The organism is Streptomyces sp. NBC_00400 (assembly GCF_036048035.1).
In the GTDB taxonomy this organism is placed as follows: domain Bacteria; phylum Actinomycetota; class Actinomycetes; order Streptomycetales; family Streptomycetaceae; genus Streptomyces.
The window spans coordinates 3,148,613-3,169,882 of sequence record NZ_CP107940.1 but is presented as its reverse complement, the minus strand read 5'-3'; the positions used below and the strand labels follow the sequence as shown (position 1 = coordinate 3,169,882).

The window sequence follows — 21,270 nt, the reverse complement described above, 5'->3', positions numbered from 1 at the left end:
TGAGATCGTTGGTGAAGAACGTACGATCGATTGCTGTGCAAGGTTCGGAGAAGTCTTCCCGTCGCGGGCGCCGCTCGACCACCATGGGCGGTATGCCACTCAACGACATGCCGTGGTGGCGCTGGCGCAGCAATGTGCGTTCCGCGCTGCACATGCTCTCCGACCCCGCCTTCCAGCAGGAGGCCTGGCTGGCCGGTCTGCCCGGGTACGGAGATGTCACCGACGCCGTCTACCGCCTCGTCGAGGACACCTGGCTGGACAACTGGTCCGCCGAGAAATACGTCGGCACGATCTTCCGGGACTCCCGGGAGGCGCAGCTCGTCGATGCCGCCGTGCTCCGGGTGCTGCGGATCATGCACCAGGTCGGCGCGGACGCTCCGGTGACCGCGTACCTGGAACACCAGGGCTGGCCGGAGGCCGTGCACGCGGCCCGGGAGGCCCATGTGCAGCTGACGACGGCGGACGGCGAGGACCCCGACGCCGCGCCGCGCTCGCTGGAGGTGCTGGCCATCATGACCGGTCAGGCGGATGCCCCGGCCTGACCTGCCCGGCAGGTGTGCGACCCTATGAGGTCATGAGCGAGTCGCAGCCCACCCAGCCCGGTCAGCACGATCGGAACGATCAGTACGTCCTCACCCTGTCCTGCCCGGACAAGCAGGGGATCGTGCACGCCGTGTCCAGCTACCTCTTCATCACCGGCTGCAACATCGAGGACAGTCAGCAGTTCGGTGACCACGACACCGGGCTGTTCTTCATGCGGGTCCACTTCAGCGCGGACTCCTCGGTGAGCGTCGACAAGCTGCGCGCCAGCTTCGCCGCGGTGGGCGACTCCTTCGGCATGGACTGGCAGATCCACCGGGCCGACGAGAAGATGCGGATCGTCCTGATGGTGTCCAAGTTCGGGCACTGCCTCAACGACCTGCTCTTCCGCTCCCGGATCGGGGCGCTGCCGGTCGAGATCGCGGCCGTGGTCTCCAACCACACGGACTTCGCCGAGCTGGTCGGCTCGTACGACATCCCCTTCCACCACATCCCGGTCACCCGCGACACCAAGGCCCAGGCCGAGGCGCAGCTGCTGGAGCTGGTGGAGGCGGAGAACGTCGAGCTGGTGGTGCTCGCCCGCTATATGCAGGTGCTCTCGGACGATCTGTGCAAGGCGCTGTCCGGCCGGATCATCAACATCCACCACTCCTTCCTCCCGAGCTTCAAGGGCGCCAAGCCGTACCACCAGGCGCACGCCCGCGGGGTGAAGCTCATCGGTGCCACCGCGCACTACGTCACCGCCGACCTCGACGAGGGCCCGATCATCGAGCAGGAGGTCGAGCGCGTCGGCCACGACGTCACGCCGGACCAGCTCGTGGCGATCGGCCGGGACGTGGAGTGCCAGGCGCTGGCCCGGGCCGTGAAGTGGCACAGCGAGCGCCGGGTCCTGCTCAACGGCAGCCGGACGGTCGTCTTCGCGTAGGCGCGTCGTCCTGCGGCGGTGGAGCGGGTTCTCGTCCTGCCGTGGCGGAGTGGTTTCTCGTCCCGCCGTGGTGGGGTCGTTTCCGCTGCGGAACGCCTTCCGACGCGGAATACCTCCCGACGCGGAATACCTCCCGACGCGGAATACCTTCCGCATCTCTCACGTTGTGGCCCCGAGGGGGGCGCTCGGACCCCCTACGGGACACGTTCGACCGCCCCCTACTGGCGGGGCCCGCTCCCCAAAGAGCCCAGCCCCGGAGCCGTAGGCTCCTAGAGCCGGGACAGCGACGCGGTCGCGAAGAGCACGTCGCGGATCGCGTCCCGCTCGCCGTTCTGCCCGGCCGCGGCCTCCTCGGGGGAGATATGGCCCGCGGCCAGCTGGCAGAACTCGGCACTGTCCAGGGCGATATGGGCGACGGTGCGGTCCGGGGTGCCGAGCGCGGCCGGTGAGTCCAGCGCTATGTACCAGTGCCCGCCGCCGTTGCCCTCGACCTCCAGATGGAGCGTACGGCCCGGGGCGCCCGCCTCGACCAGTCGCTGCGGCGGCGCGGCCAGCCCGGCCCGCCGGCGGTCGGCCAGCGCGCTGGGCAGCAACCGGGCGGCGAGGTCGACCATCAGGTGGAGATGCCCGGCGGCCGGGGGCACATACGGATAGTCCACAGCCTCCGCGATGTCCCCGGCGTGCACCCAGCACTCGAAGGCGCGGTCCAGGAAAGCGTCGCGCAGCGTGAGCCGGAAATCCCCGTACGGCACGGCGAGCTCGGCCACCTTGTCGCCGGCGAACGACACCTGCCGTATCAGCGCATAGCTCTGGTCACGCCACGGTGCGCGCAGGGCGAGCGGGCTGTGCTCCTCGGCCGGCGTCCGCCAGAACGTTTCCGTACGGATCAGCGGATCCGGGGTGCCCGGCGGGGCGGTCGTGCCGAGCGGGTCGGGCAGTCCGAGAGCCGTCGCGACCAGGCCGTCGACCGCCATCAGATGCCCCATGACGCCGGCGACGGTGGACTCCCGCTCGACCGGGCGTTCCCCCTCGAACCAGCGCAGCCGCACCGGAGCGCGCCACTCCGCCTCGCCCATGTCGCGCAGCAGCGCGTCCAGTTTGGCGGTCTCCGCGTCGTACGGCGTCGCCCACTCGGGCACCGGGATACGGGCCGGGCGGCGGCCCAGGCAGCCCTCCAGTACACGGGAGCGCAGCAGCGGATCGAGGTCGAGGCTGTCGGCGGGATGCAGCAGCCCGACCGCATCGCGCAGCCGCAGCGCCTCGTCCGCACAGGAGGCGCAGTCGGTCAGATGCGCCTCGACCGCGGCCGTCTCCTCGGTGGAGCAGGCCGACAGCGCCCAGGCGCCGAGCAGCGACTTGAGGACCCGGTGCGGCTGGCCGGCCGCCGGTGCGGGGCGAGGGACGGCAGCGGGCAGCTCGGTCACGGGCTCGGCTTCCGGTTCGCAGGGGCCCTCGCCGGTGTCCGATGCCGGGTCGCGGACGGGTACCGGCAGGTCGTCAGGGAGCGGGCCGTGGTCCTCGGCCGCGGTGCGCGGGGAAGGTATCCGCGGCCGTTCGCCGGGGCTGCCGGGCAGCTCGCGGCCGTCCCATTCGTCCGGGCCGTTCACCGGGACCGTCCGTGTCCCGGGCCGCCGGGCGGTGCGGAGGTCCCCGGGCCGGTGTGCTGGGACGGCGGGCGCGTTCCGTGGGGAGTGCGCGACGCCTGCGGCCCATGGGACGAGGCGGGTGCGGAGCGCGGGACGGGTGCGGAGCGGTGGGCGGGCGGCAGGGCCTGGTGGTTGTGGGCGGTGGACAGCAGCTGCAGGCCCAGGCGGAGCCGGCGCCGGGCCTCGTCCTCCGTGACACCGAGGTCGGCGGCGGTCTGGCGGTAGTCGCGGCGCTGGAAGTACGCCAGCTCCAGGGCGGCCCGCAGGGGCGCGGGCATGGACGTGACGATGAAGTCGGCGCGGGCCGCGGTGGAGGCCTCGCGGATCTTCTGCTCTATTTCGGCGGGCGCGGGTGCGTCGGGTCCGCCGTCGCGCGCCGAGGCCGCTTCGGCCTGGCGCAGCCGCTGGACGGCCTGATGGCGGGTGACACCGGCGACCCAGGAGCGCAGCGGGCCGTGCTTGGGGTCGTAGGAATCCGGGTGCTCCCAGATGTAGCCGAACACTTCGCGGGTCACGCGGTCGGCGGCGTCCTCGTCGTCCAGGACGCGGTAGGCGAGGCTGTGCACCAGAGAGGCGAAGCGGTCGTAGAGCTCACCCAGCGCGGCCGCCTCGCCGTGGGCGAGCCGCTGCTGCATCCGCCTGTCCCACCGTGGTGGGGCGTCGTGTCCCATCGGATCCCCATCCCTGCCCGGCGCCTCCGGGCTCACACCTCTGCCGTCACTCCTGCACCCGCATGCCCGGACCTGTGTGCACCGTCACAGGACCCGCCGTGCCCTCGAATGTAATGCGCGGGTCTGACAACGCATGCTCCTTTGCGGCAAACCGAGCCCTGAGGGGTACGGGGATGGTAAAGCCCTGACGGACCGGTGCCCTCGCTTTGTGGCGATAATGCCCGATCGCAGTGGATCGATGCGGATCGTTCATGCCCGTATGGGGCCATGTGTTATCCGTGTGTGACCGGATCTCGGCGAAGAGCTGTGCTCTTAGGGGCATAGCCTTAGGCGTACTGCCTGTTGCGCCAAGGATTCGGAAGAGTTTCAGGGGAGAGGGGCCGGGCAGTCGAGGCGGGGAAGGATGATTTCCGGATGCGGTCCGTCATCATCCGGTACGAAAGCGAGCGAAAGGCTTCGAGCGCGTGTCGTTGAAGGTGGCAGAGGACGAAAAGGGCCCCTGGGCCGTACTCCAGGTGTCCGGTGAGATGGACCTGGTCACCTCACCGGCGGTGCGCCAGCATGTGCACGACGCGGTGGCGGACGGGCGGAGATCTCTGGTGCTCGACCTCTCCGAAGTGCGGTTCTGCGATTCCAGCGGTGTCGGCGTACTGATCGCCGCCCGCCGCTTGATGCGCTCCTGCCAGGGGCGGCTGCGGCTGATCCTCCCCGCCCAGGGGGCCGTGGACGGCTCACACGTCAACCGGGTGCTGGCCGCACTGGGCGTGCGCCGGCTCTTCGAGGTCTACCCGGACCTGCGCACCGCCGTCGACGAGGCCGCCGCACCGCTCTCCGCCTGACGCCGCCGTCTGACGCCTCCCGCCTGACGCACCTCGGGCCGAGGCCCCGGGCCGACGCCTCCGGCACCGGGACCGGCCCCGGTACCCGGCCGCTGCTCCCGCCCCGTGGCCCGCCCCGCTCTACCTCGCTTCACCCCGCTCTACTTCGTTTCGCCCCGCTCCGTACGGGAATTCCGCCCGTACGACGAAGCCGCCGTCGGAGGTGCGCCGCGCCTCCAGCGTCCCGCCGAGGATCTGTGCGCGCTCGCGCAGCCCCACCAGGCCGTGTCCGCCCCCGGGAAGGGCCGGGACCGTCGCCGTTGCGTCCGGCGGCCCGTTGCGTATCTCCACCCGCAGCCCGTGCGCCGTACGGCTCCCGTCGGCCGCCGCCGCTCCGTCCGCCGCCCGTGCCCCGTGGGCCGCCTCCGTCCCGTCCGCCGCCCGTGCCCCGTGGGCCGCCTCCGTCCCGTCCGCCACCTCCGCTCCGTCCGCCATCTCCGCTCCGTCCGCCATCTCCGCTCCGTCCGTCGCCGGGCCCCGGACCGTGTCCACCGGATCCACCCGCACCCGCACCCGCGCCCCCGGCGCATGCTTGCGGACGTTGGTCAGTGCCTCCTGGACCGTGCGGAAGGCCGCCCGTTCCACCGTCTTCGCACCGCTCACCCCGCCGGCACCGGCCACCACACCCCGCTCGTACGTCACATCCAGCGCGCTCATCTCGATCAGCCGCGGCAGCTCCTCCAGGTCCGGCTGGGGAGCCAGGTCGCGCGCCTCCGCCGCCTCACCGCCGTCCGCCCGCAGCACGCCCACCATGTGCCGCAGCTCCTCCAGCGTCCGTACGGACAACTCCCGGATCGTCCTGGCGCCCGCGCGCGCCTCCGCGTCCTCGGTGCTCACCTGCACCGCCCCCGCCTGCAGGCTGATCAGGCTGACCTGATGGGCCACCACGTCATGCATCTCACGGGCGAGCCGGGCACGTTCGGTGGTCTTGACCCGGTCCGCGAGCAGCCGGTCCTCGCGGCGCAGGCTGCGGGTCAGGTCCTCGACGCGGGAGGCCAGTTCCCGGCGGGTGCGCACCAGCAGCCCCAGGGCGATGGGGGCGGCCGAGGTGACGCTGGCGTCGATCAGTACCAGGGTGTTCTCCCGGTACGCGGTGAGTTCGAAGTCGGAGATCGGATACGGGAAGAAGTGCGCGGCGATCAGCAGCAGCGCACAGCCGCCGAGCCGCGCCCGGCCGGGCCGCAGGGCGGCCAGGGTGTAGAGCGCGATCATCGGCGCGAACCAGATGTAGCCGATGTAGAGCCCGGGAAGGGTGAAGAGGAAGACCAGCAGGGGGAAGCGGCGGCGCACCAGCAGGGCGGCCGCCGCCGCCATCGAGACGCCCACTTCCAGGTCGAGTTCGACGCCGTTGACCAGCATCGCGTCGGCGATCGCCAGCAGAACGGGGACCGCCAGCGGAGCGACCTTGCGCAGCCGCCGTCCGACCGGCCCGCGTGTCAGAGCCCGCCCCACGCCGGTGCCGGGCGGCAGTGCGTCCCGGCCGGACGTTCCTCGGCTGCCGGGTGTCCCCGGGCCGGAGGTCACCGAACCGTTCACCCTGCCGCTGCCGCTGCCGCTGCCGCTGCCTCTGCCGTTCCCCCCGCCGCTCCCGCCCCCGGCTCTCACCACGACCCCCGAGGGTCGCTCGCCACCAGACCGGCCCGGTCGGCCACGATGGCCGCCTGGATGCGGTTGATCCCGCCCAATTTCCCCAGCAGGGCGCGCACATGGTCCTTGACCGTACTGGGGGCGAGCCCCATCCGGTCGGCTATCTGGGCGTTGGCCAGGCCCTCGCCGAGCAGGGCCAGCACCTCGGACTCCCGCGGGGTCAGCCCGCGCACCGCCCGGTTCGCGGCGGCCTGGTCCTCGGCGGTCAGATAGCCCCCGATCACCGCACGGGTCACCCCGGGATCGAGCACACTGCCGCCCGCCGCCAGCGTCCTTACGGCCCGTACGAGTTGTTCCGGATCGGAGTCCTTGAGCAGAAACCCGGCCGCGCCTTCGCGCAGCGCCGCCGTCAGGTACTCCTGGGCGTCGAAGGTGGTCAGCATCGCCACCACGGGCGGATTCGGGGCGGCGCGCAGCCGGCGCAGGACGGTCAGCCCGTCCACGTCCGGCATCCGGATGTCCAGCAACACGACCTCGGCCGCGCACCGCAGCACGGTCTCCACGGCCTCGGCGCCGCTGCAGTCCGCGACCATCTCGATGTCCGGGGCGGTCCCCAGGATCATCCGCAGTCCGGATCTGACCAGCCGCTCGTCGTCCACCACAGCGACACGGATCACCGGCCGCCCCTTTCTCCTTCGCGCCCATCCGAGCTCGCAAAACCGCCCGGCGTCGCGCGATTCCGCTTCCCCGCCGTCCCGGACCGCCCTGTGGCGGCCCCGCACCCCCGCCGAGCGGCGGGGGTGAGCCCGCGACCTCTGGAGGATGCCGCGGGGAGGACCCCGCGGGCAGAGTTGTTCACATGCTGCACCACTGAAGAGGCCACAGGCCCAAGACGCGTTGCAGTTCACATCGGCGGCCGCCGCGACCCCCACACGCGACGGCCGCCGCGTGCGTGCGGGGGCGTTCCGGAGGGGGATCTCCCCCGCACGCCCGGCAAGCGCCCTGGCGCCTCCTCAAAACCCCAGGTCAGACGGGATATCGTCGTCGGCTGACCGGGCACCGCGGCTCTGCGCGACCCGTAAGGCGTCCCGCAGCGCGGCACTGAGTTGAGCCGACAAAAACCGCAACTGCCGCGCATCCACCGCCGGGTCATCGATCAGCGCCCGCGCGTGCTCCAGCAGCCCCGCCCCCATCCTGAGTTGCAGCGCCTCGACCTGATCGGCGCGCCGGGAGAGTGGGCTGTCGTCCCGGTCCGTGAGGAGATAGCAGGGTTTGCCGTCCTGACCGGTCCAGGGGAGCAGCCGGGGGGTGGCGGGCGTGCTCATCGGGCGCCCTCCGCTTGCGCGTTCTGCCGGTGCGTTCGGAGGGGGGTGCGGACGGGGGGAGCGTGGGTCACGTCGACCTGCTTTCGTGGGGTGGCATGTCGCCGGGGCCGTTCGCGACGGCCGCGGGGCCCGTCGTTCTTGACGGTGCGGCAACGCTAGGCGCGGACCTGCGGCCCGGACAGTGACGTGCTGTGCCACTTTCCGCCGCCGCTGGGACGCCCTGTCCTACCCGTCGAGATCAAGACGGTCGGCCAGTTCCGTGAGCGGTGAGGTGCGCCGGCGTTCGCGCTGGCGGAGGTCGGCCACCAGACGGCGGCTCGTGGAGTGGTAGCGCATCCATTCGGGGGCGGTGCGCTCGGCGGCGAGCAGCGCCTGCACCGCGCCGTCGTCCTTGTGCAGATCGGTGAAGGCCAGGGCGCGGTCCACGTGGAACCGCGCGCGCCAGGTCGGGGGCAGCGTGTGCAGCTCGGGGACGGTGCGCGCGGTGCGCAGTGCCTCGGCGCTCTCCTCCATCTCCACCAGGAAGTTGACCCTGGCCACGCCGACGTTGGTCGGGCCGAAGGGCGTCGCGTAGTCGAGGCGGTCCGTGCCGATCCTGGCCGCCGCCGCGCTCGCCATCGTGAGCAGATCCCGTACGGTGTCGCGCCGCTCCAGGCGGACCGCGGCGGTTGCCGCACGGAGCAGCAGGATTCCCCACAGAGCCAGTTCGAGCGGTGGGGAGCGGAATCCCGGTTCGATGCGTTCGGCGGCGTTCAGCGCGACGCGTTCGGCGTCGGCCAGCCGCCCCTGCTTGGTGAGCACCCAGGCAAGGCTGGAGAAGCCGGCGGTCTCCAGATGGGGGTCGTCTCCCCGGGCCGCCGCTGTCATTGACCGTTCCAGGGCGGTGAAGGCGGTGTCCTCCTTGCCCAGCGCCGTCAGCGTCGTGGCGGCGACCTGATAGGCCTCGGCCAGGACCGAGTGGGCCGCAGCGGCCTCGGCCCCGGTGGTGGCGCGGGCGGCCGCCTTGGCATCCCTGATCAACTGCGGCAGCAGCGCACCGATTTCCGCCATCCGCCCCTCGCGGCGGATGCGTTCCGTCGACCGCAGGGCGGCCTGCAGCGCCGCGATGCCCGGCGGGTCCTCGGAGTCCGGATCGTCGCCCAGCAGGTCGGACACGGGCGAGACGGCCTGGCGCAGCGCCAGGACGGAGGGCTGTTCGCCCTCGCTGCGCACCTCGAAGGTGGCAGGCTGCCCGACGAGCGCCGACGGCTCCACGTCCAGGGCTCTGGCCAGCGCGTTGAGCGTCGTGAGCCGCGCCGTGCGGCGTACGCCCTGTTCGAGCTTCCGGACGGTGTCGACGCACAGGCCCGCCCGCTCGGCCAGGGTCTCCTGCGTCAGCTTCCGGCGTGCGCGTAGCCGGGCGATGCGCTCACCGATGCCGGGTTCCTCGGACAACTCCATGGCCACCCCCGCGAGAAGGACGTACCGACCACGCTACGCCCGTGCACGGCGCCCACGCCCCCTGGGCGCCCTCGTTCCGGGGGAGCCCGATCCGATCGGCTGACCCCAGGTCATGTTGGTGTATGCCGGGCGCATCACCGGAGGTGTGTGGCGCGAAACCAGCCGCGAACTCCGCCATTCCTGCCTGATTCCGGGCAAAAACATGGACGTTCCGGAGGGCCCGGCCTAGTGTGTTCGCTCATGATCAAGGACATCCGCATGCGCCCGCTCCCCACCGGCGCCGAGGCCGTGGTCTTCGACTGCGACGGCTTGCTGGTCGATACCGAGGCCTGCGCGACCGTGGCGGAAACGGCCATCTTCGCGGCGCACGGCCATCCCTTCGGTCCTGAACAGAAGGCCCTGGTCATCGGCCGCACCGTGGAGGCCGCCGGAGAGGCCATGGCGCAGTACTTCGGACGCCCCGACGCCGGTGCCGAAATCGCCGCCGAACTCCTCGAAAGGGTCCGCAAGGAGCTTTCGCGGGGCGCCGCGGCCCTCCCCGGGGCGGCGGACCTGGTGCGCGCCTGCCGGGCGGCCGTCCCTGTCGCGGTGGCCAGCAACAGCCCCCGGGAACTGCTGGACGCGGCGCTGTGGTCGGCCGGCCTCGCCGACTGCTTCACCCACTCGTTCGCCGCCGACGAGGTGCGTTCCCCCAAGCCCGCACCGGAGCTCTACCTCACGGCATGCGCCACGCTCGGTGCGGCCCCGGAGCGTTCCGTCGCCTTCGAGGACTCGGCCACCGGCATCGCCTCGGCGCGTGCTGCCGGTCTCTACGTCGCGGTCGTACCGTCCCTTCCGGGAGCCGGCCTCGACCACGACTGGCTGGGCGACAGCCTGGCCGACCCCGCAGTGCGGGACTGGGCCAGGGGGCTGGGCCGGGAAACCGGGGCGTGACGCTACAGCCCCCCGCCCCGTCCCACCGCCGCCGCCCGCAACCCCTCCGTCCGCATGCCGCCGTACGGGCCGAAGCCGCGGCCGGTGGCCAGGACGACCACCGAGGTCATGGCCGCCAGGGCGTAGGCGGTCGTGACGAGCGACAGGGCGCCCTGGGGGGTTTCGAAGGAGCGGTTGAAGAAGTCCGTCACGGTCAGCAGGACGACCGTCCGCACGGTGATGTACAGCTCCAGCGCGGCGAACGTCAGGAGCGCGCCGCGCACTTCCCGTCGTCCTCGTAGGGCCAGCACCCCGAGGACGAGGAGGACGAGCACCGATCCGACGGTGGTGAACGCGCTGGGCGCCGCCAGATCGAGGGTGCCGAGCACCGAGCCGTCGACCGCGTCGTGCAGGTAGTGGCCCACGTCCCCGTCGGGGGTCGTCAGATCGCCGACGAGCCAGCCGAGGCGTGCCAGGCACATCAGCAGGAACAGCGCCCCGCAGATCCGGGACGGGCGGCGCCGCCAGGTTTCCGGGCCGTCCGCCGCCGGGCCGTCCGCCGCCGGGCCGTCCGCCGCCGGGGTGGACGGGCGCCCGCCGCGGCGGCGCTCGGTGGCCGGGAACATCGTGCACAGCACGACCAGCGCCACCACCAGCCCCAGACCGCGGGTGGCGAGCACCCAGCCGCCCAGCGGATCGTGGCCGTACAGATCGCGGTAGGCGGCGTCGGAGAGGCCCATGCCCTCCCGCAGGGAGACGGCGAGCAGCACCCAGCCGGACAGCAGCGCCGCGGAGCGCGCCACCCGTCGCCGGGCCAGTGCCAGTCCGGCGATCACCAGGAACCCGACGGTGAAGGCCCATTCGTACGGGCCGAGGATCTGGGTTGTGGGGGAGGCACCCGGGTTGAACAGGCCCTCCAGGAAGTCCCAGACGTTGCCGTCCCCTTGGGCGATGCCGTAGGCCGTCCAGGCGAGCAGCACACCGGCGTAGAGGGCGAGGGACACGGCGGTCGCACGGTAGGCGCCGCCGTGCGACGGGGCGGCCCGGCCCGGATCGGGGCCCGGACGGACATCCACCGTTCCACCGTCCTGCATCACCATGACCGACCCCCGATCCGCTTCTCGTGGCCACCGCACCGGTTGTTCCCGTACGACAGCCTCACTGTGTCAAGGACGGTGGAAGAGCAGGTGGAGGTTCCACCCCGTGTGTCGTGCGGTCGGGGGTTCTCGGGGTTTCTAGGGGGTTCTAGGGGGTCAGCGTGGCAACCGCCTTCACGGGGCGGCAGTGCAACGCCCGCCTTCACGGGGCAGCGCGGCAACTGCCTCCGCAGGGGCGGTGGATCACGGCGGGCGGGGGCCGGTGTCGCGGCCTGGGCGACCTTGGCCGGTCCCCGAGGTGACGCCCTTCCCGTGAGGGGCCGGTGCGGGAAGATGGGCCCATGGGGATCTTCGGGGGCGAGGGCCGGCTGATCGGTGGCCGGTACCGCCTGGGAGTACGGCTCGGCCGCGGCGGTATGGGGACGGTCTGGCGCGCCACCGACGAGCTGTTGGCCCGCCAAGTCGCGGTCAAAGAACTGCACTTGGACGAGGAGGCCGGTGAGGGTGAAGGCGAGGGGGCGTCCGGGTCCGAGCCGCGGGTGCAGCGTGAGCGGGCGGTGCGGGAGGCGCGGACGGTCGCCGGGATCAAGCACCCGAATGTGATTGTCGTGCATGACGTCGTCGAGCAGGACGGCCGGCCGTGGATTGTGATGGAGCTGGTGGAGGGCCCGTCGCTGGCCGACCGGCTGCAGAGCGGCGGGCCGGTCGCGCCGCGCGAGGCCGCCCGGATCGGTGTCGCACTGCTGGGCGCGCTGCGGGCCGCGCACACCCGCGGGGTACTGCACCGCGACATCAAGCCCGCCAACGTCCTGATGGAGTCGGGCACCGGCCGGGTCGTACTCACCGACTTCGGTATCGCCCAGGTCCCCGGTGTCACCACGCTGACCGACACCGGCGGATTCGTCGGCTCACCCGAATACACCGCGCCGGAACGGATGTCCGGCCGCGGCACGGGGCCCGAGGCCGATCTCTGGTCGCTCGGGGTGCTGCTGTGCGCCGCGCTCAGCGGTGCCTCGCCGTTCCACCGCGACTCGTTGGGCGGTGTGCTGCATGCCGTGGTGTACGAGGACATTGAATTCCCGGAGGCCGCACGGGCGTTACGCGCCGTCGTCGAGGGCCTGCTGGAGCGCGATCCGGAGCGCCGGCTGGGGGTCGCCGAGACGGAGCGGCTGTTGCGCGGCTATCTGCGGTCGGGCCGCTCTCCGGAGCGCGGGGCGGGTGACCAGGGGACCGGGCGCGGCCACGGCCAGGGCCATGGTCACGGGGGTGGCTACGGCCACGGGGGCGGTCATGATCGCGGCCACGGCTGTGGTCACGGCCGCCACCACGGCCACGCGGGTGACAGGGGCGACGGGGCCGCCGGCCGCGCCGCCGAGGCCGTGGCGGGCGCGAGCGGGCCGCCGGGACCGGCCGGCCCCCGCCCCGGGAGCCCTCACGCCCCGCACCACCCCGGGCCCGACGCCCACGCCTCCCCGCACGACGGCCCCGGCGACGGCCTGCCCAGCGAACACCCGCCCAGCGAGGACCCGTTGGCCGCGGGTGCGCCGTCCGCGACCCCGCCCGGTCCCGGCCGTGCGCCCACCGGGGGAGGTGACGGCGGCAGGGACGGCGGCGAGGGCGAAGACGCCAGGCAGCCGGGCGGGCACGCGATCGGGCACGCAGGCGAGCGCGCCGGCGGGCGCGCAGCCGGCCGGGCCCCGGGCGCGCCGATCCGCGCCTCCCTCGACGACCGGGCGCTGGCCGTGGCCGCCCGTCCGCACACCGGCCGGCTCCGCACCGCTCTGCTGGTGGCGCTCGCAGCCGTGGTGATCGGCGGCGCGGGTGCGGGCCTCGCCGTCCTGCTGATGCACCCGGACGGGATGCATCCGAACGGGAGCGACGGCAAAGCCGGCGGCCGCTCCCCGCAAGCCTCGGAAGGGGGGCCGGGGCCTGCGCGGACCCCCGGCCCGGCCGGCGGGCAGCCCACCGTCACGGTCACCTCGTCGCCCTCCCCGGGGGCCACCGGCACGATCCCCGCCGGCTACCGCCTCGTCCACGACCCGGCCGGCTTCGTGCTCGCCGTACCGGACGGCTTCACCCGCTCGTACGAGAACGACCGCGTCTACTACTCCTCGCAGGGCAGACGGTTCCGGATCGGCATCCAGCTCCAGAAGCGGGTCCCGGAGGGGCCGCTGGGCGCGATGCGGACGGCTGACGCGGAGGGCCCCGCGCACTACCGCGGCTACCGTCAGGGGCAGGTCACCGAGACCACCCACAACGGGCTCCGGGCCGGGCGCTGGGAGTTCGTCTGGGACGGCGGTGCGCAGGACGGCGGCCCCCGCTGCACCTACGACCTCAGCTGGGACGAGGGCGGCCGGATGATCGACGTGTGGATCTCCTCCCCGGTCGGCGCGCGCACCGAGGCCACGCGGCACTTCGACACCGCGCTCGACGCGTTCCGGCTGACCGGCGCGTGACCCGGGGCATGACCCGGGGCCGTGATCCCGTGCCCCGGGGCCCCGGTCGTCCCAGACCAGCCCCCTTGCGGCCAGCGGACACTGGCGCGATGGTGCGTACGGCGTGAAAACTCATTACTCACGGGTACACAAAGTGTCCGGGGAGGAATACGCTCGCCGACATGACGGACTCGCAGGACACCGGAACAGCCTCCCCTGAGGCCCCCGCCGCGGCCCCGGAGGCCACCGCCCCCGAGGCGCCCGCCGAGACTCCCGCGGCCGACGAGGCCCCCGCCGACGGCAACCCGGTCGCCGCCACCCCGGCGGGCGCCCGTACCGCGGCGGATGTGGTCACCCCCGAACTCGCCGCCCGGCTCACCCGTGGTGTGGTCGGCGCGGGCCGCACCGCCAACCACACCCCGTTCACCGGCGAGAAGCTGGCCGACCTGCCCGAGTCCACCCCCGAGGACGTCGCCACCGCCTTCGAGCGGGCCCGCGCCGCCCAGGAGCGCTGGGCCAAGGTCCCGGTCAAGCAGCGCGCCGCGGTCCTGCTCCGCTTCCACGACCTGGTGCTGCGCCGCCAGGCCGAAGTGCTCGACCTGATCCAGCTGGAGACCGGCAAGGCGCGGCTGCACGCCCATGAGGAGGTGCAGGCGGTCACCGTCACCGCCCGCCACTACGGCCGCAAGGCCCACGCCTACCTCAAGCCCAAGGCCCGCACCGGCGTCGTACCGACCCTCACCAAGGTCACCGAACTCCGCCAGCCCCGGGGCGTCGTGGGGCAGATAGCCCCCTGGAACTACCCCTTCGAGCTGTCCGTCGGCGACGCGCTGCCGGCCTTCGTCGCGGGCAACGCCGTCGTCATGAAGCCCGACACGGAGACCGCGCTGACCGCGCTGTGGGCCCGGGAACAGCTCATCGAGGCCGGGCTGCCGGAGGACGTCTGGCAGGTCGTACTCGGCGAGGGCCCGGTCGTCGGCCCCGCCGTCGTCGAGCACGCCGACTACGTCTCCTTCACCGGCTCGACCCGTACGGGCCGCGAGGTCGCCCAGGGCGCGGCCGCCCGGCTGGTCGGCGTCTCGCTCGAACTCGGCGGCAAGAACGCCATGTTGGTGCTGCGGGACGCCGATGTGGAGAAGGCCGCCGCCGGTGCCGTCCGCGGCTGCTTCTCCTCCGCCGGCCAGCTGTGCATCTCCATCGAGCGGCTGTACGTCCACGAGTCCATCGCCGACGACTTCCTCCAGCGGTTCGCCGCCCGTACGAAGGCGATGCGGCTGGGCAACGCCCTCGCCTACGGCGCCGACATGGGCTCGCTGGTCGGCGAGCGCCAGCTGGAGACGGTCACCCGCCATGTCGAGGAGGCCGTCGCCAAGGGCGCCGAACTGGTCGCCGGCGGCCGCCCCCGCCCCGACATCGGCCCGCTCTTCTACGAGCCGACCATCCTCGACGGCGTCCAGGCCCCGATGGCGGTCTGCGGCGAGGAGACCTTCGGGCCGGTCGTCTCGGTCTACCGCTTCGGCGACGAGGACGAGGCGGTGGCGCTCGCCAACGCCACCCCGTACGGGCTGAATTCCAGCGTCTGGACCAAGGACGGCCGCCGCGGCCGTGCGGTCGCCGCCCGGCTGCGCACCGGCACCGTCAACGTCAACGAGTCCTACGCGGCCGGCTACGGCAGTGTGCAGGCGCCGATGGGCGGCATGGGGGACTCGGGCCTGGGCCGCCGGCACGGCTCCGAGGGCATCCTCAAGTACACCGAGGCGCAGACCGTCGCCCAGCAGCGCCTGATGCCGCTCGCGCCGTCCTTCGGAATGACCGACGAGAAGTACGCCCAGTTCATGACCAGCAGCCTGCGCGCGATGAAGGCGCTCCGACTCCGCTAACCCCCCTCAGCAGGGAGAGCCAGTGCCCCAGGAGAACTCTGCCCGGAATCAGGACGCGAACGGCGGCCGGGACGCCCGGGACAGCCCTGAGAACCACGCCGCCCCCGACGCCCGTGCCGCCGCCCCCGACGGCCATGCCTCCGACTACGACTACGACTACGACGTGCTGGTCGTCGGCTCGGGCTTCGGCGGTTCGGTCTCCGCACTCCGGCTGACCGAGAAGGGCTACCGCGTCGGCGTCCTGGAGGCCGGCCGCCGCTTCACCCGGCAGACGCTGCCGAAGAACTCCTGGGACATCCGCAACTACCTGTGGGCCCCGGCCCTCGGCTGCTACGGCATCCAGCGGGTGCATCTGCTCGGCAACGTCATGGTGCTCGCCGGCGCCGGCGTCGGCGGCGGCTCGCTGAACTACGCCAACACCCTCTACGTCCCGCCGAAGCAGTTCTTCGAGGACCAGCAGTGGGGCCATATCACCGACTGGCACGCGGAGTTGGCGCCGTACTACGACCAGGCCACACGCATGCTCGGGGTGCGCCTCAACCCGACGATGACGCCCTCCGACGTCCACCTCAAGGAGACCGCCGAGAAGATGGGCGTCGGCGACTCCTTCCACCTCGCGCCGGTGGGCGTCTTCTTCGGCGACGGACGGGACGCCGTCCGCGGGGAGGGAGAGGCGGAGAACGGGGCATCGAAAACCGCGCCGGGCACGGAGGTCCCCGACCCGTACTTCGGCGGCAAGGGCCCGTCCCGTAAGGCGTGCACGGAGTGCGGGGAGTGCATGACCGGGTGCCGGCACGGCGCCAAGAACACCCTCAACGAGAACTACCTCCACCTCGCCGAGCAGGCGGGCGCCGTCATCCACCCCATGACCTCGGTCGTCACCGTCACCGAGGACTCCCGCGGCGGCTATGCCGTCGCCACCCTGCCCACCGACAACAAGCGCACGGGCCGGGGCCGCACCTTCACCGCCCGCCGGGTCGTCCTCGCGGCCGGTACGTACGGCACCCAGACCCTGCTGCACAAGATGAAGGACAGCGGACTGCTCCCCGGCCTCTCCGGCCGGCTCGGCGAGCTGACGCGGACGAACTCCGAGGCGCTGGTGGGCGCACAGACCGACGACCGCCGCTACCGCAGACGGCACGGCACCAAGGCCGACTTCACCCGCGGGGTCGCGATCACCTCGTCGATCCACCCCGACGCCCACACCCACATCGAGCCGGTCCGTTACGGCAAGGGCTCCAATGCGATGGGTGCCCTGTCCATCCTCCAGGTGCCCCTCACCGGCCGCGGCTCGCGCGCCGCCCGGTGGGCAGCGAACTGTGCCCGGCACCCGATGCTGCTGCTGCGGTCGCTCTCCAACCGCCGCTGGTCCGAGCGCACCATCATCGGCCTGGTGATGCAGTCCCTGGACAACTCCCTGACGACCTACCGCAAGCCGAGCGGCCTCGGAAAGGGCCTGCTCACCGCCCGCCAGGGCCATGGCGCACCGAACCCCCAGCAGATCCCCGAGGCGACCGAGGCCGCCACCCTGCTGGCACAGGAGATCAACGGTTTCGCGGGCAGCAATGTCGGCGAGCTCATGGGGACACCGCTGACCGCGCACTTCCTGGGCGGCTGCCCGATCGGCGAGGACGCGGACCACGGCGTCATCGACCCGTACCACCGCCTCTACGGCCACCCGGGGATCTCGGTCGTCGACGGCTCCGCGGTCTCCGCCAACCTCGGCGTCAACCCGTCCCTGACCATCACCGCACAGGCCGAGCGCGCGATGTCGCTGTGGCCCAACAAGGGCGAGCCGGACCCGCGTCCCGCCCCGGGCCGGGCCTACCGGCGGCTGGCGCCCGTCGAGCCGGCCCGCCCCGCGGTCCCTCCCCAGGCCTTCGGCGCGCTGAACCTGCCGTTCCTGGCCGTCCCGCCGGTGCCGCCGAAGAAGCCCGTGACGTAGGGGACCCGGCGGAAGGCGCACGAGGCGCACGGAAGGCACCCGGACGGCAACAGGGAAGGCATACGGAAGGCGTCGACGGTGGCCGAAAAAGGTGTCCCTTCAAGGAGAAGGCTGCCGTGATGTCGATCACATCCGTCACAGCAGTCTCACGGGAGACGCACAACAGCCTCACGGCCACCTCGTCGGCGTCACGAAGGCAGGGGCGCGGGACGGGCTCGGCGACGGCCGTGCGCCGGGCGCACTCCCCCCACAGCGAAGGGCCCCGGATACCGTCCGCGAGGGGGGTGCGGACGGCCACGGGGCCCTTTGCTTTCGGTGCCGGCGTCAGGGCAGCGCCGGCACCGAGGGGCGGCGCTGGGGGGGGGGTAGCGCCGCTGGCTTATGGGGTGGTGCGCGATGGTGCGAATGCTGCGGTGGTCGGACCAATGGCAGTGCAAAAGTCCGTACCGGATACGGCAGGTCGTTCGTCAAGCATCGTCCTGGATGCGCCTCACCTGGCGCAACCTTTTCGACCGGATGCGGTCGGTCCCGGGCGTCCCCAGGACCGACCACCCCATCGGATGTGACCGGGCTGCTGTCCCCTGCTGACCGGTCACGGCTCCGGAGCGAGGTCCCACGACGCGGGCCGCGGCTGGCGGCCGGCGTCTCATCGCTCCGGGTTTCCGCCCGTGAGGCGGCGTCTACGCGTAGTCCTGCAGGCCGCGCCTGGCTGGCGTGGCACCGGGAACAACGAAGCCTCGCGGCGGCCGGTCACGCGCCGTACGGGTGAGTCGGCAACCGAACGCAGATCCGGCAGCTGCGCCGGGGCGCGTGCGCTTCGTCACGCGCCCCGACCGGCCCCGAAACCGACCGCAAACCGTCCAGAACCAGCCACGGCCGCCTCTGATCCCGATGCCGGAACCGCCGGAATACCGGCCGGATCCGGCCACCCCCGGCGGTCGGCCGGCCACCCCCGGAAGCGGCCAGGCCACCCTGGCAGCCGTCCGGGCCCCGCCTCCCGCCCGCCTCAGATCTGGCCCCGGGACAGCTCCAGCAGGGTCATCGCCAGCGCGGTGCCCGGCTTGCCGAGCTGGTCGCGGTAGTGGGCAAGGATCTCCATCTCGCGGGAGAGGTTCACCCTCCGTCCGCCGGAGGTGAGGCGCTCGCGCTGGATGACGGCCGAGACGGCCATCCGTTCCTGGACGAGGCCGATGATCCGGCCGTCGAGATCATCGATCCGCTGCCGTGCGTCATGGATGATCCCGGCCGCCTCCGGCGTGTGGGCGCCGGTGCCGGGGGCGGGGGCCGGGGCGGGGGAGGTGGTGGTCCGAGGGCTCATGTCCGTATCTCCTGGGGTGAGTGGCCCCGGAGCCGATGATCGGTCCCGACAGACGCAGACGCCCCGGACCATTTCGGCCCGGGGCGCCTGGGAAGTTGCTTGTCAGTGGATCAAGCAGCACGACCATGGCAGCCGGACGGGCCGGTGCCATAGGTAAAGACGAAGGTCAGCTGCTTGGACATGGGGCCAAGTATGAGCCCGTTAGAATCGAAAGTCCAACCCCTGCTCCACACCGCCGGAAGGCCGCCGAAGTGCCATCAGCGCCCCCTGCCGCTGCCCCGGACGTCGTCCTCGTAGTCGACTTCGGCGCACAGTACGCCCAGCTCATCGCCCGACGGGTCCGTGAGGCCCGGGTCTACAGCGAGATCGTGCCGTCCACCATGCCGGTGGCGGAGATGCTTGCGAAGAACCCGAAGGCGATCATCCTCTCCGGCGGTCCCTCGTCGGTCTATGCCGAAGATGCCCCCAGCCTGGACCGCTCGCTGTTCGAGGCCGGTGTCCCGGTCTTCGGCATGTGCTACGGATTCCAGCTCATGGCGATCGCCCTCGGCGGCACCGTCGACAACACCGGCGCCCGGGAGTACGGCCGCACCCCGCTGACCGTCTCCCGCCCCGGATCCACCCTCTTCGAGGGCACCCCCACCGAGCAGTCGGTGTGGATGTCCCACGGCGACGCCTGCTCGGCCGCGCCCGAGGGCTTCACGGTCACCGCGTCCACGGACGTGGTGCCGGTCGCCGCCTTCGAGGACGACGAGAAGAAGCTCTACGGCGTCCAGTACCACCCCGAGGTCATGCACTCCACGCACGGCCAGCAGGTCCTGGAGCACTTCCTCTACCGCGGTGCGGGCATCGAGCCGAGCTGGACCACCACCAGCGTGGTCGAGGAGCAGGTCGCCGCGATCCGCGCCCAGGTCGGCACCAAGCGCGCCATCTGCGCGCTGTCCGGCGGCGTGGACTCCTCGGTGGCCGCTGCCATCGTGCAGAAGGCCATCGGCGACCAGCTGACCTGCGTCTACGTCGATCACGGCCTCCAGCGCAAGGGTGAGTCCGAGCAGGTCGAGAAGGACTTCGTGGCCGCCACCGGCGTCCAGCTGAAGGTCGTCGACGCCGAGGAGCGCTTCCTGACCGCGCTGGCCGGGGTCAGCGACCCCGAGCAGAAGCGGAAGATCATCGGGCGCGAGTTCATCCGCGTCTTCGAGCAGGCCCAGGCCGAGCTGGTCGCCGAGGCCGGCGCCGAGGGCGAGGAAGTCGCCTTCCTGGTCCAGGGCACGCTCTACCCGGACATCGTCGAGTCCGGCGGCGGCACGGGCACCGCCAACATCAAGTCCCACCACAACGTCGGCGGGCTCCCCGACGACATCGAGTTCCAGCTCGTCGAGCCGCTGCGCCAGCTGTTCAAGGACGAGGTCCGGATGGTCGGCTCGGAGCTCGGCCTGCCGGACGAGATCGTCCACCGCCAGCCGTTCCCCGGCCCCGGCCTGGGCATCCGCATCGTCGGCGAGGTCACCAAGGAGCGCCTGGACCTGCTGCGCGAGGCCGACGCCATCGCCCGCGAGGAGCTGACCGCGGCCGGTCTGGACCGCGAGATCTGGCAGTGCCCGGTGGTCCTGCTCGCCGATGTCCGCTCGGTCGGCGTCCAGGGCGACGGCCGGACGTACGGCCACCCGATCGTGCTGCGCCCGGTGTCCTCCGAGGACGCGATGACCGCGGACTGGACCCGGATGCCGTACGACGTGCTGGCGCGGATCTCGACCCGCATCACCAACGAGGTCGCCGAGGTCAACCGGGTCGTCCTCGATGTCACCAGCAAGCCCCCGGGCACCATCGAGTGGGAGTGACCCCACCCGCCGGACCGGGGTGATCCCACCGGCCGTATGACGACGCCGCCGCTCAGCCTGCGCTGAGCGGCGGCGTTGTTGTTGGGCGAGGCGAGGCGAGGCGAGGCGAGGCGGGGCGGTGCAGGGGCGTAGGGGCGTCGGCGCGTATGGACTTTCTGTCCAGTCTGGACTTATAGTCCAAGCATGGGACACGCAGAAGAGGCCCGGGACCCTCGTGTGCGGATGTGGGCGCCGGTGTGCCAGGCCGTCGCGCGACTGCTCGGTCCGTATGCCGAGGTGGTACTGCATGATCCGGACACCGACCGGGTCCTGGAGATCTGGAATCCGATGAGCTCCCGCGGCCCGGGGGACCCCTCCCTGCTCGGCGAGCTGGACGGGCTCGACCCGTCACCGCAGGGCGTGTACGGGCCGTACGAGAAGCTGCTCGCGGACGGCCGCCGGCTCTCGTCGGTGAGCGCGGTCCTGCGGGATGCGCACGACCGGCCGTCGGCCGTGCTGTGCATCAACCTCGACCGCACCCCGCTGGAACAGGCCGCGGCGGTGCTGTCCGCCTTCGGCGCCCCGACCGTGCAGCGCCCCGAGCCGCTGTTCGAGCAGGACTGGTCCGAGCGCATCCAGCACATCATCGGCGGCCACATCCGCGAGACGGGCCGTCCCGTCGAGCGCATGACCCGCCAGGACCGCCTGGCCGTCCTCGGCCGGCTGGACGAGGCCCGGGTGTTCGCGGTGCGCCGCGCCGCGCCGGTCGTCGCCGGGGCCCTGCGGGTGTCCCGGTCCACCGTCTACGGCCTGCTGGCCGAACTCAGAGCATCCAGCACAAAGGACTGACCGCC

General features: G+C 72.5%; 16 protein-coding genes and 1 pseudogene. 9 read left to right on the top strand and 8 right to left on the bottom strand.

Annotation, left to right across the window (positions count from 1 at the left end; genetic code table 11):
• Positions 1–29 precede the first annotated feature (29 nt).
• Both OHS81_RS13815 and purU read left to right on the top strand, forming a co-directional pair.
• Positions 30–542: an SCO4402 family protein gene (locus tag OHS81_RS13815; protein WP_328391136.1), complete on the top strand. Its 513-nt coding sequence runs from the start codon at positions 30–32 to the stop codon at positions 540–542.
• Positions 543–574: 32 nt separating this feature from the next.
• Positions 575–1,465, top strand: a complete 891-nt coding sequence (gene purU, locus OHS81_RS13810; RefSeq protein WP_129294640.1) for a formyltetrahydrofolate deformylase — start codon at positions 575–577, stop codon at positions 1,463–1,465.
• 269 nt (positions 1,466–1,734) lie between these two features.
• Here purU and OHS81_RS13805 read toward each other — a convergent pair whose 3' ends face one another.
• On the bottom strand, positions 1,735–3,072 hold the full coding sequence (locus OHS81_RS13805; RefSeq protein WP_328385076.1) for a zf-HC2 domain-containing protein: 1,338 nt from the start codon (positions 3,070–3,072) through the stop codon (positions 1,735–1,737).
• A 155-nt stretch (positions 3,073–3,227) separates the two neighbouring features.
• Positions 3,228–3,782 (bottom strand): annotated as a pseudogene (locus OHS81_RS13800) (sigma-70 family RNA polymerase sigma factor); the annotation flags it as partial.
• Between the two features lie 464 nt (positions 3,783–4,246).
• Between OHS81_RS13800 and OHS81_RS13795 the strand changes: the two are divergent.
• The gene (locus tag OHS81_RS13795; RefSeq protein WP_030087372.1) at positions 4,247–4,621 is read left to right on the top strand and encodes an STAS domain-containing protein; all 375 of its coding nucleotides are present in this window, start codon (positions 4,247–4,249) and stop codon (positions 4,619–4,621) included.
• A gap of 120 nt (positions 4,622–4,741) precedes the next feature.
• Here the strand turns inward: OHS81_RS13795 and OHS81_RS13790 are convergent, their stop codons facing one another.
• The 4 genes from OHS81_RS13790 to OHS81_RS13775 form a co-directional block, all read right to left on the bottom strand.
• Positions 4,742–6,184 carry a sensor histidine kinase gene (locus tag OHS81_RS13790; protein ID WP_443058698.1) on the bottom strand — a complete coding sequence of 481 codons (1,443 nt, stop codon included), beginning with the start codon at positions 6,182–6,184 and terminating at the stop codon, positions 4,742–4,744.
• Positions 6,185–6,261: 77 nt separating this feature from the next.
• Entirely contained in the window at positions 6,262–6,924 is a 663-nt protein-coding gene (locus tag OHS81_RS13785; RefSeq protein ID WP_328385075.1) for a response regulator transcription factor, read from the bottom strand.
• Between the two features lie 336 nt (positions 6,925–7,260).
• Positions 7,261–7,572 carry a hypothetical protein gene (locus tag OHS81_RS13780; protein ID WP_328385074.1) on the bottom strand — a complete coding sequence of 104 codons (312 nt, stop codon included), beginning with the start codon at positions 7,570–7,572 and terminating at the stop codon, positions 7,261–7,263.
• Between the two features lie 225 nt (positions 7,573–7,797).
• Positions 7,798–9,012 (bottom strand): helix-turn-helix domain-containing protein, encoded by a 1,215-nt coding sequence (locus tag OHS81_RS13775; protein ID WP_328385073.1) that lies wholly within the window; start codon positions 9,010–9,012, stop codon positions 7,798–7,800.
• Between the two features lie 240 nt (positions 9,013–9,252).
• Between OHS81_RS13775 and OHS81_RS13770 the strand changes: the two genes are divergently transcribed.
• Complete coding sequence (locus OHS81_RS13770) at positions 9,253–9,945, top strand: HAD family hydrolase (protein ID WP_328385072.1); 693 nt, start codon at positions 9,253–9,255, stop codon at positions 9,943–9,945.
• A 2-nt stretch (positions 9,946–9,947) separates the two neighbouring features.
• Here OHS81_RS13770 and OHS81_RS13765 read toward each other — a convergent pair whose 3' ends face one another.
• A complete protein-coding gene (locus tag OHS81_RS13765) occupies positions 9,948–11,024 on the bottom strand; it encodes a hypothetical protein (RefSeq protein ID WP_328385071.1) in 1,077 nt (358 codons plus the stop codon).
• A 338-nt stretch (positions 11,025–11,362) separates the two neighbouring features.
• Between OHS81_RS13765 and OHS81_RS13760 the strand changes: the two genes are divergently transcribed.
• From OHS81_RS13760 to OHS81_RS13750, 3 genes are all read left to right on the top strand, one after another.
• Complete coding sequence (locus OHS81_RS13760) at positions 11,363–13,477, top strand: serine/threonine-protein kinase (protein WP_328385070.1); 2,115 nt, start codon at positions 11,363–11,365, stop codon at positions 13,475–13,477.
• 161 nt (positions 13,478–13,638) lie between these two features.
• Positions 13,639–15,336: a succinic semialdehyde dehydrogenase gene (locus OHS81_RS13755; RefSeq protein ID WP_328385069.1), complete on the top strand. Its 1,698-nt coding sequence runs from the start codon at positions 13,639–13,641 to the stop codon at positions 15,334–15,336.
• Positions 15,337–15,358: 22 nt separating this feature from the next.
• The gene (locus OHS81_RS13750; protein WP_443058697.1) at positions 15,359–17,281 is read left to right on the top strand and encodes a GMC oxidoreductase; all 1,923 of its coding nucleotides are present in this window, start codon (positions 15,359–15,361) and stop codon (positions 17,279–17,281) included.
• A 1,006-nt stretch (positions 17,282–18,287) separates the two neighbouring features.
• On the opposite strand, the gene OHS81_RS13745 is transcribed toward OHS81_RS13750, so the two are convergent.
• Positions 18,288–18,599, bottom strand: coding sequence for a chorismate mutase (locus OHS81_RS13745; RefSeq protein ID WP_328385068.1), 312 nt, complete (start codon positions 18,597–18,599; stop codon positions 18,288–18,290).
• Between the two features lie 251 nt (positions 18,600–18,850).
• Here OHS81_RS13745 and guaA point away from each other — a divergent pair, with 251 nt between their 5' ends.
• Both guaA and OHS81_RS13735 read left to right on the top strand, forming a co-directional pair.
• Positions 18,851–20,437 carry a glutamine-hydrolyzing GMP synthase gene (guaA, locus tag OHS81_RS13740; protein WP_328385067.1) on the top strand — a complete coding sequence of 529 codons (1,587 nt, stop codon included), beginning with the start codon at positions 18,851–18,853 and terminating at the stop codon, positions 20,435–20,437.
• Positions 20,438–20,620: 183 nt separating this feature from the next.
• Positions 20,621–21,265: a helix-turn-helix transcriptional regulator gene (locus OHS81_RS13735; RefSeq protein ID WP_328385066.1), complete on the top strand. Its 645-nt coding sequence runs from the start codon at positions 20,621–20,623 to the stop codon at positions 21,263–21,265.
• The last annotated feature ends 5 nt before the right edge of the window (positions 21,266–21,270 follow it).